This window comes from Ruminococcus sp. CAG:330 (assembly GCF_000437175.1).
In the GTDB taxonomy this organism is placed as follows: Bacteria; Bacillota; Clostridia; order Oscillospirales; family Ruminococcaceae; genus Ruminococcus_C.
In genome coordinates this window covers 1-10,350 of sequence record NZ_FR898088.1, presented here as the reverse complement: position 1 = coordinate 10,350, position 10,350 = coordinate 1, and the positions used below count along the sequence as shown (strand labels likewise).

Sequence of the window (10,350 nt, the reverse complement as noted above, 5' to 3'; positions counted from 1 at the left end):
GCGGAGCGAACAAGACCGCTCCGCCCTGTGTCCCGTCTGCTGTGCTCTGATTTTGGAAACATTCCGGTGGAATGTTTCCAACGGAAGTTTTCCTTGACATAAACCTGCGGACACGGCACAACCTGTCCCTACAAGATGCACGGAACACCTCGCCAGCTGCGCTCAGCTAGAGCAGCCTTATAAGGCAACGATTACAGAATCGCTCTGTTTCTGCACAGCAGTTTTTGTTGATTGTTTACGATGATTTGTAGAAACACATCACATCCCGCCAAACCAATGTTTCACGTGAAACAATTTCGCCTGAGTACAACAACAGCGGCAGTTGCCCGCCGCTGTCCGGAACGGGAGCTTCTCCCCATTGTTCCGATTATTCTGCGCTCTCTGCGCCGTTCTCCGGCTTCGGCGGGATTGCCTCCGGCTGTACGCTCTGTGCGTCCGCCGGTGCTTCTGCCGGTGCTGCGGACTCTGCCAGCGCTGCATTTGCGTCTGCTTCCGGTGTTTCGTCCTGCGCAGCCTCGGTGCGGGTGAACGCAACCACCCTTTGTCCCTCATTGACACGCATGACACGCACGCCCTTGGCAACACGTCCCATCAGGCGAATCTGGTCGCAGGGGGTGCGGATGATAACGCCGTCGCTGGAAATGAACATCAGGTCGTCGCTCTCGTCCACCACCTTGATGCCGCAGACGTCGCCGTGCTCTGCGTCCACCTTATAGTTGGTCAGACCTAAACCGCCACGGGACTGCATCCGGTACTCGTCCAGCGCCGTCCGTCTGCCGTAGCCGTTTTCTGTCACGGTCAGCAGGGAAGCACCCTTCCGCTCTCTCGCCATGGAAACCACGCTGTCGTCCCCACGGAGGGTGATCGCCTTGACACCGTGTGCCGAACGGGACATGGGACGCACGTCCGTTTCGTCAATGCGGATTGCCATGCCCTTTCGGGTGGCGGCAAACAGCCGGTTGGAGCCGTTGGTCAGGCGCACCGCTGCGATCTCGTCGCCCTCGTCCAGACCAATGGCAATGAGTCCGTTCTTGCGGACATTCTTATAGGCGGAGAGTGCCGTGCGCTTGATCTTGCCGGCACGGGTGATCATCACCACATATTTGCCCTCGTCGAAGTCCGGCGTGGTGAGAACGGCAGCGATTTTCTCGCCGGCGCTCAGAGGCAGGAGGTTGATGATATTCGTTCCTCTGGCGTTCTTGGAGCCCTCCGGCAGCTCATAGCACTTCAGCTTATACATCACGCCCAGATTACTGATAAACAGGATGTTGGCGTGGGAGGAACTAATCATCAGCTCGCTGACGAAGTCCTCCTCCCGCTGCTTCATACCAGTGACACCACGTCCGCCACGGCGCTGGCTCTTATAGGCATCCACGGAGATGCGCTTGATATAGCCGCTGTCGGTGTAGGTGACCACGCAGTCCTCCACGGGGATCAGATCCTCGATGTCCACTTCGCCCTCCACCGTTTCGATCTGTGTCCGGCGGGCATCGCCGAACTTCCGGCGAATCTCCTGCAAGTCGTCCTCGATGATCTGGTACACCCGGCTGCGGTCGCCCAGAATGTCGATGAGGTCGGAGATCTTCTGCACCAGTCCGTACAGCTCGTCGGTGACCTTCTGGCGCTCCATGCCGGTGAGTGCACCCAGACGCATCTGCACAATGGCATCCGCCTGCTCATCGGTCAGCCCCACCTTGTGTTCCAGATGGTAGGTGTCCACATCGTACTGGCTGCGATCCAGCACGGCGGACATATCCACATCGGCAAAGCGTGCTTTCAGGCGCTCCTTGCCCTCCGGAATGGTCTTGCTGCTCCGCAGGATGGCGATGACCTCGTCAATGTGGTCGATGGCGACCACGAAGCCCTGGAGAATGTGGGCACGCTTCTTTGCCTTTTCCAGATCGAATCTGGTGCGGTTGGTGATGACCTCCACCTGAAATTGCAGGTACTGTTCCAGCATCTGTTTCAGGCTCAGGGTCTTCGGCTCGCCGTTCACCAGCGCCAGCATATTGACGCTGATGGTGTCCTGAAGCTGGGTGTAGGAGAACAGCTTATTCAGGACGATCTGTTCGTTGGCGTCCTTTTTCAGTTCCACCACGATGCGCATCCCCTCACGGCTGGACTCATCCTGAATGTGATAGATGCCCTCGATGCGCTTGTCCTTGGAAAGGCTGGCGATATTTTCAATCAGGCGTGCCTTGTTCACCATATAGGGGATCTCGGTGATGATGATCGACTGGCGGCCCCGCACCTTTTCGAAGTGGGTCTGTCCCCGCAGGGTGATCTTGCCTCGTCCGGTGGCGTATGCCGCACGGATGCCGCTTCTGCCCATGATGATACCGCCGGTGGGGAAGTCCGGCCCCTGAATGCACGCCATCAGTTCGTCCATGGTGCAGTCCGGATTCTGGATCAGCACGTGAATGCCGTCGATGACCTCGCCCAGATTGTGGGGCGGAATGTTGGTCGCCATGCCGACAGCAATACCGATGGAGCCGTTGACCAGAATGTTGGGGAAACGGGAGGGGAGCACCTCCGGTTCTTTCAGACGGTCGTCATAGTTGGGGATAAACGGCACGGTTTCCTTGTGAATGTCCGTCAGCATCTCCAGCGCAATCTTGGACATTCTCGCCTCAGTGTATCGGTAAGCAGCAGGCGGGTCGCCGTCCACCGAACCGAAGTTACCCTGACCGTCCACCAGCATATACCGCATGGAGAAGTTCTGTGCCAGACGCACCAGCGCATCGTAAACAGAAGCATCGCCGTGGGGGTGATAGCTACCCAGCACCGCACCGACGGTGTCGGCGCACTTGTGATATGCCTTATCGGGGGTCAGTCCCTTTTCGAACATGGTGTAGAGAATGCGGCGGTGCACCGGCTTCAGACCGTCCCGCACATCCGGCAGGGCACGGGCGACGATGACCGACATCGCATATTGCAGGAACGAATCCTGCATCTCTCTGCCAATTTCGATGGGGGTAATTTTTTGTTTTCCGTTGGTAAAGAAATTTTCTTTTTCCATTGAAGTATTATTATCCATCATTCTATATTTCCTATCACGGCGGAGCTTCCGCCTTTTTCCCTTTTGGGGGTGTTGTGTCGTATGGTTCAGTGTTTCACGTGAAACATGAGGGGTAACAGCGGACACGGCACGCCGTGTCCCTACAGCAGGCACAAAAGCCATCGTGCAGAAACAAAACGAACCGCATTCGTGTGATCCGGTCAGGCTGCTCCAGCTGAGCACAGCTGGCGAGGTGTTCTCAGAGGGCGAGAAGCCCTCTGAGTCGCCGTCCGCAGACGGCGAAACTCCCTGCGCCGTGCTTTTGGCGCACGGGGAAGGTGGGTGAGAAAAGCGACAGCTTTTCGAGGGCGGAGCGAACAAGACCGCTCCGCCCTGTGTCCCGCTTGCAGCACTGCGGTCTTGGAAACGTTCCGGCGGAACGTTTCCAGCGGGATTTCACTTTGCCGAACTCGGCAAGCGCCACTGTTTCACGTGAAACAATCATGCTTCCGGTTCCTCCGGCAGCTGGGGCGCAGGGGTTTCCGGCGCCGTTTTCGGCAGGATGTAGAACATCTTCTTGCCGTCGCACACCAGATAGAACCGGTCGAACGCCTGCACATAGGCGCTTGCCAGCATGATGCGGGATTCGGGGATGCGCTCGCTCTCCTCCTCACTCTGCCGGATGCGGATGCGCAGCACATTTCCGTCGCAGCAGGCGGTGTATTCCGTGCCCTCCAGTTCCCGCACTGCCTCCAGCACCATCCGGCGCTGCTTTCTGGGGTTGTACCACAGCATAAAAATGGCTGCCAGACACAGCACCAGCAGGAAGTAGGCGAGGCGGTTGGAGGGGTCATTGACAGCGGAGATGACAAAGCTCACAAAGAGCACGGCAAAGAGCGCCATCATCACATAGCTGCGCCGGAGGACGTACTTTTTCTGAAAGGCGGTGAACCCGTCCCGATAAAATTCCCGTGGAATGGTGTAGGGCGCAGACCACGGAAAGGCGGGGAGCGTCTGAGTATCTGCCATTGTCCGCCCTCCTTATACGTCCAGATTCTGCACGTAGCGTGCATTTTTTTCGATGAATTCCTTGCGGGGCGCTACCTTGTCGCCCATGAGGATGGTGAAGATCTCGTCTGCCCTTTCGGCATCCTCCATGTCCACACGGATCATGGAGCGTGTCTCCGGATTCATGGTGGTCTCCCACAGCTGTTCGGAGCTCATCTCACCCAGACCTTTGTACCGCTGTACGCCCACCTTGGCGGTGCTGCCGTCGGCGTCGGCGAACTCGGCGATATACCTGTCACGCTCTGCCTCATCGAAAGCGTACTTGTACTTCTTGCCCTTAGACACCTTGAACAGAGGCGGCTGCGCCAGAAAGACGTTGCCGTTGGTGATGAGGGGACGCATGAAGCGGAAGAAGAACGTCAGCAGCAGGGTGCGGATGTGAGAACCGTCCACATCGGCATCCGCCATAATGATGACCTTGCCGTACCGCAGCTTGGAAATGTCGAAGTCCTCGCCGATGGAGGTGCCCAGTGCGGTGACCACCGGCATCAGCTTTTCGTTGCCGTATACCCGGTCGATGCGTGCCTTTTCCACGTTCAGCATCTTGCCCCACAGGGGGAGGATCGCCTGATACCGCCGGTCACGTCCCTCCTTGGCAGAACCGCCTGCCGAGTCGCCCTCGACGATATACAGTTCCGTGCCCTCGGTGGTCTTTTCGGAACAGTCCGCCAGCTTGCCGGGGAGCGAAGCGCTCTCCATGGCGGATTTGCGCCGTGCAGTCTCCTTTGCCTTGCGGGCAGCCTCGCGTGCCACCTGTGCGGAAATGCTCTTGTCGAAGATGGCACGTGCCACGGTGGGATTCTCCTCGAAGTAGGTCATGAGCTTGTCAAAGACCATCTTCTCCACGAACGGCTTCACGGACGGGTTGCCCAGTCTGCCCTTGGTCTGTCCCTCGAACTCGCACTCGGTGAGCTTGACGGAGACGATCGCCGTCAGACCCTCCCGCACATCATCGCCCAGCAGGCGGGTGCCGTCCTTGAGCAGCCCGAACTTCTTGCCGTACTCGTTGATGACCTTGGTGAGGGCGTTCTTGAAGCCGATCTCGTGGGTACCGCCGTCCGCCGTGTGGATGTTGTTGGCGAAGGAGAGGATGAGGTCATTATAGCTGTCGTTGTATTGCAGGGCAATTTCGGCGAAGGAATCGCCGTCCATGCCGGACACATAGATGACATCCTCTGACAGGGATTCCAGCCCGCGCTTTTTCTGGAGATACTCCACGAACTGTCGGATACCGCCCTCGTAGTGCAGGATCTCGGTGTGCGGCTCTGCCTCGTTTCGCTTGTCGGAAAAGACGATGCGGATGCCGGCATTCAGGAACGCCTGCTCCCGCAGACGTTTGAGGAGTACCTCGAAGTCGTATTCTGTGGTCTCGGTGAAGATCTCCGGATCTGCCTTGAATTCCACGGCAGTACCGGTTTCGGTCGTGTCGCCGATGACCGCAATGGGCTTGTCGTAATTGCCGCGGTGGAACTCCTGAAAATACACGTGGGAGCCGTCCTTCACGGTGAGCTTCAGCCACTCCGAGAGGGCGTTGACCACCGATGCGCCCACGCCGTGCAGACCGCCGGACACCTTGTATCCGCTGCCGCCGAACTTACCGCCGGCGTGCAGGATGGTGTACACTACGGTTGCTGCGGAGATGCCCTCCTTGGGGTGGATGCCCACGGGAATGCCACGGCCGTTGTCGGTGACCCGCACCACGTTTTCCGGCAGGATGTCCACGGTGATCTCCGTGCAGTAGCCGGCAAGTGCCTCATCAATGGCGTTATCGACGATCTCATAGACCAGATGGTGCAGCCCTTTGGGACCTGTGGAGCCGATGTACATGCCCGGACGCTTCCGGACTGCCTCCAGCCCCTCCAGCACCTGAATCTGACTCTCGTCATAGCTCTGTGCGCTTTGTTTCATTTCTTCTGTCATATGTTCTATCCCTCCTGTCAGCGGTCATGTATTCCGCTGACGCTTCCCGAAACGGGTGTATGCGTATTTCAAACGGCTCAATGATTAAATGATTATGAGAGCCTCCCCTGAAAGGGGAGGTGGGCGGCGAAGCCGCTCGGAGGGGTTTTTGTGAGATCTTTTGCTTCTGTTTCAGATCTCACAAAATGAATCCCTCAGTCAGTGCTGCACACTGCCATCTCTTACCGAGCGATCCCTTTTGTCACTTCGTGACATTTCCCCATTCCATGGGGAATCACCCCTTTCAAAAGAGCCGCTTTTTTGAAAATCGAGTTCTGTTTTTCGGCACCCTCCGACTTTTTCACACCTCTGCACAGACTTTCCACAGAGTTTTCAACAGTCTGTGGAAAACTAAAATTCACGCAGATGCGCAGTTATTTTTCCGCCATGTCCGCCAGCCTGCCGTCTTTCAACAAAAACCGCCTTCCGCCCTCCGGGGAAAGTACGGATTCCGGATGGCAGGTGGTGACGAAAACCTGCATCTCCTGCACGATGGTGGACACGACCGCCTGCCGTCTGGCATCCAGTTCGCCCATGACATCATCCAGCAGCACAATGGGGGATTCCCGCCGCCGCTGGCTGTAGATCTGCGCCTGCGCCAGCTTCAGGGCGAGGGCAAGACTCTTTTTCTGTCCCTGCGACCCGAATTCCCTTGCCGGTCTGCCGTCAATGCACAGCAGCAGGTCATCCCGGTGCACGCCGGCACCGGTGTGCCCCAGAAACAGGTCGGATTGCCGGCACTGCCGCATCTTCTCCAGATACTGCGCCGCCAGCTCCGGCGAGGACTTTTCCGGCAGGTGTTCCTGGGCATCCCGTCCGTAAATGCTGGAGGCATAGTGGAGGGAAATGCTCTCTCTGCCGCCGGCGATCTCCCCGTACAGGGGAACGCAGACCTCCGACAGCCGGCGCACATAGGCGGCACGGCGGACGGCAATTTCCGCCCCCAGCCGGCACAGCTGGCTGTCCCAGACATCCAGCATGGCGCACGCCTGCTCCGGCGGAAGCTTCTGCTTCAGAACGGCGTTGCGCTGCTGCAAGACCAGCTGATACCGGCGCACCAGCGCCAGCACCGGTGCGGAGAGCTGGGCGCTGCACAGATCCAGAAACGACCGCCGCCGTTCCGGCCCGCCGCCCACCAGCGACAGGTCCTCCGGCGTAAACACCACGCAGTGGAACACGGAGAACAGACTGCCGCTGCCCCGCTGGGGCACATCGTTGCACCAGAATTTTTTCTCCGGCGCACCGCTGCCCTTTGCCATGGCAAGGCGGACAGACTGCTGCCGTCTAGCATCCTGAAACTTTGCCTCCACCCGTAGCGTATCGCCGGAAAAGGGGAGATAATCCCGCTCGTGAGTGCCGCGGAAGCTGCGGCAGCCGGTGAGCGCCCAGATGGCTTCCAGCAGGTTGGTCTTGCCCTGTGCGTTCTCGCCCAGGATCAGATTATAAGAGGCATCCGGCTCCAGTGCGATCTCACAGAGATTTTTGAAGCCGTCCGCCTCCAGACGGGTGATCCTCATGCCTGACCCGTCACGTGTACCAGAAAGCGATCCACTTCCACGGTATCGCCGGAGCGGATCTTCTTGCCGCGCATGGTGCAGACCTCGCCGTTTACCCGGACAGCGCCCTGCTGCACCAGTTCCTTGGCGAATCCGCCGGTATCACAGAGGCCGGCGAACTTCAGCAGAGAATCCAGTTTGATATACTCGGTCTGAATGGTGACTTCCATTGTCTCTTGTTTCATGGGATATCCCTCCTATCACTGGCGCAGCTGAATGGGCATCAGCAGGAAAATAAAGCTCTCGCCCTGCGGCGGCACCAGCTTTGCCACACGGTTTCCGCCGGTGAGCTGAATGCGGATCTGGTCGCAGTCGGCAGCACGCACGGCCTCCAGCAGGAAGCGGTTGTCAAAGCCAATGGTGACATCCGGCCCGCTGATCTGCGCCGGGATCCGGTCGTTGATCTCGCCGATGCCCGTCTTGCACCACACTTCCAGAAAGCCGCCGGAGAACTTGCAGCGCACCGGCGCATTATATTTGCCGCTGATGAGCAGAGAGCAGCGCTCCAGGCAGCGGGTGAGTTCGCTGGTATCCATGGTGATCTCGGTTTCGAACGCCGTGGGGATGCTGCTGCGGTAGTTGTGGAATTCGCCCTCCAGCAGGCGGGAAAAGACGGTGTAGCCGTTGAATTCAAAGACCACATAGCGGCGGTCGGCGGAGATGGTGCAAAGCTCGTCCGCCTCATCCCGCAGCATATTGGCAACCTCCAGCAGGGTGCGCTTGGGCACGACAAAGCGGTATGCCTCGGCGCTGGAGATGGGTTCCTGCCGGACTGCCAGCCGATAGCCGTCGATAGCTGCCACACAGAGCGAATCGCTGGTGACCTCGAAAAGTTCGCCGGTGAGCACCGGCTTTGCCTCGCTGACGGATGCGGCGTAGCTGGTCTGGCGGATCATGGAGCTGAGCACCGGCTGTTCGATCTGCATGCCGGCGTTGAGATCCAGACTGGGGAGGGTGGGGTATTCCTCCGCCGACATGGCGGAGATCTGGAACTGCGTCTCCTCGGAGAAAAGGCGCACCAGATAGTTGTCGTCCACCTCCATGGTCACGGTATCGCCGGAAAACCGGCGGACTGCCTCGCTGAGCAGACGGGGGAGAATGACAAATTCGCCCACATCATCGGATTCCACATCAATGCTGCGCTGGATGCCGAATTCCAGATCATAGCCGGTCAACTCCAGATTGTCGTGATCCAGCCGGAGTTTCAACCGTTCCAGTGCGGGAATTGTGGATTTCTGCGACACACCTTTTGCCACGTGGGTGATGGCGGTGTAAAATGATTGGCGGTTACAAGTGAATTTTAACATGGTCGATCCATCCTTTTGTCAGACAAATTTGCGCTCTGAGAACGCTTTCCACAGCAAGTGTCCTGTGGAAACGGGGTTTTATTAGAAATGCAGCGAAGCTGCAGAAAATAGAAATCAATAGAATGAAAAAGTTAGTAGCAGTTATAGAGGGGCAGGAAAAGTGGAAAGCCGTTTTTTTGCCGGAATCTGCGGAGATTTTTCTTCCACGAACCCTTTGTGGAGAAATCGTGGAGAAGTGGAGAGATTTTTTGCGGGTGGAATGGTGGAAAGATTGTGGAGTGGAAACGAAAAACTTGTGGAGAAATCCGTGGAAAATCCGGCAGATGCCGGCAGCGGTTTCCACAGCCTGTGGAAACGCCTTTGCACAGCCCTCCACAGGAGATTCCACAGCGGCAGAAGACGCATCCGGGAAATCTCTTGCGGCGGCGAAATTTTTTCTCCACATTGGTTTTCCACAGCTTGTGGAAAACGGTGTGGAAAACCGGAAATTTTCTGTGGAGAGGCGGTGGAAAGCCAGGATTTTCAAAGAAATCCCACGTTTCCACAGGAAACGCCAGACAGAAAAAGCGGGAGAGAAAAAGAAAGCGTTGCGGAATCGTTTTCCCATCAGGCTGCTCCAGCTGAGCGCAGCTGGCGAGATTTTAGAGCCTGTTTTGCATCTGTTCGCACGCATCTTGCTTGCATCTTTTCCGAGATATTTCAGGAAAATACTCGGAAATCCACAAAGGATTTCCTCTGTTTTTCCTTTCATCTCTCGAAAAATCTGACGGCGCAATCTGCATACGCCCAGATGCAAAACAGACTCTCTCAGAGGGCGAGGAGCCTCCTAAGTCGCTGTCCGCAGACAGCGAAACTCTCTGCGCCCGTACTTTTGGGCGCACGGGGAAGGTGGGTGAGAAAAGCGACAGCTTTTCGAGGGCGGAGCGAACAAGACCGCTCCGCCCTGTGTCCTGTCTGCTGTATTGTCGGTTTGGAAACGTTCCGGCGGAACGTTTCCAACGGGATTTTCCTTTGCTGAAATCGGCGGACACGGCACAACCTGTCCCTACTTTATGCCTCCCCTGAAAGGGGTGACTCCCCACGGGGTGGGGAGATGCCCGAAGGGCAGAGGGGACCGCTCAGTACGAGGGGGACCGCCTTTAGGCGGTGGAGAGGTCCTTTCGTGTAATCTTTTATGCAATGTTTTAGAATGTATATTATTTGATATTTGTGGAGACCCCTCAGTCAGTGCTGCGCACTGCCAGCTCCCCTTTCAGGGGAGCCTAATTTTCCTTATCTTTTCGTCATGGAAAGTTCCGTTTGCAACGTCCCACCGGGACCTTGCAAAGATCTTGCTTTTCCTCTCCGGTTTCACACGGGGAGCGGTCTTGTTCGCTCCCCGCAAAAAGCTGCCGCTTTTTGTCCCTTTCTCCGTGTGCCCGGAAGCATGGGCACGGGGATTTCGCCGTCTGCGGACGGCGAC

At 57.4% G+C, this 10,350-nt stretch carries 8 protein-coding genes; 2 read left to right on the top strand and 6 right to left on the bottom strand.

What is annotated here, in order from left to right:
• Positions 1 to 367 precede the first annotated feature (367 nt).
• Complete coding sequence (gene gyrA, locus QZL66_RS10240; RefSeq protein WP_293614996.1) at positions 368 to 3,019, bottom strand: DNA gyrase subunit A; 2,652 nt, start codon at positions 3,017 to 3,019, stop codon at positions 368 to 370.
• Between the two features lie 163 nt (positions 3,020 to 3,182).
• On the opposite strand from gyrA, the gene QZL66_RS10235 reads away from it, so the two are divergent.
• Positions 3,183 to 3,344, top strand: a complete 162-nt coding sequence (locus QZL66_RS10235) for a hypothetical protein (protein ID WP_226944308.1) — start codon at positions 3,183 to 3,185, stop codon at positions 3,342 to 3,344.
• A 155-nt stretch (positions 3,345 to 3,499) separates the two neighbouring features.
• On the opposite strand, the gene QZL66_RS10230 is transcribed toward QZL66_RS10235, so the two are convergent.
• From QZL66_RS10230 to dnaN, 5 genes are all read right to left on the bottom strand, one after another.
• Positions 3,500 to 4,027, bottom strand: coding sequence for a hypothetical protein (locus QZL66_RS10230; protein ID WP_022411620.1), 528 nt, complete (start codon positions 4,025 to 4,027; stop codon positions 3,500 to 3,502).
• A 12-nt stretch (positions 4,028 to 4,039) separates the two neighbouring features.
• Positions 4,040 to 5,986: a DNA topoisomerase (ATP-hydrolyzing) subunit B gene (gene gyrB / locus QZL66_RS10225; RefSeq protein ID WP_022411619.1), complete on the bottom strand. Its 1,947-nt coding sequence runs from the start codon at positions 5,984 to 5,986 to the stop codon at positions 4,040 to 4,042.
• A gap of 413 nt (positions 5,987 to 6,399) precedes the next feature.
• The gene (locus QZL66_RS10220) at positions 6,400 to 7,542 is read right to left on the bottom strand and encodes a DNA replication/repair protein RecF (protein WP_022411618.1); all 1,143 of its coding nucleotides are present in this window, start codon (positions 7,540 to 7,542) and stop codon (positions 6,400 to 6,402) included.
• Positions 7,539 to 7,766, bottom strand: a complete 228-nt coding sequence (locus QZL66_RS10215) for an RNA-binding S4 domain-containing protein (RefSeq protein WP_022411617.1) — start codon at positions 7,764 to 7,766, stop codon at positions 7,539 to 7,541. Before QZL66_RS10215 ends, QZL66_RS10220 begins: the two co-directional genes overlap by 4 nt.
• 15 nt (positions 7,767 to 7,781) lie before the next feature.
• Positions 7,782 to 8,888, bottom strand: coding sequence for a DNA polymerase III subunit beta (gene dnaN, locus QZL66_RS10210; protein WP_022411616.1), 1,107 nt, complete (start codon positions 8,886 to 8,888; stop codon positions 7,782 to 7,784).
• Positions 8,889 to 9,211: 323 nt separating this feature from the next.
• Between dnaN and QZL66_RS10205 the strand changes: the two genes are divergently transcribed.
• Complete coding sequence (locus QZL66_RS10205; protein WP_293614989.1) at positions 9,212 to 9,655, top strand: hypothetical protein; 444 nt, start codon at positions 9,212 to 9,214, stop codon at positions 9,653 to 9,655.
• Positions 9,656 to 10,350 lie beyond the last annotated feature (695 nt).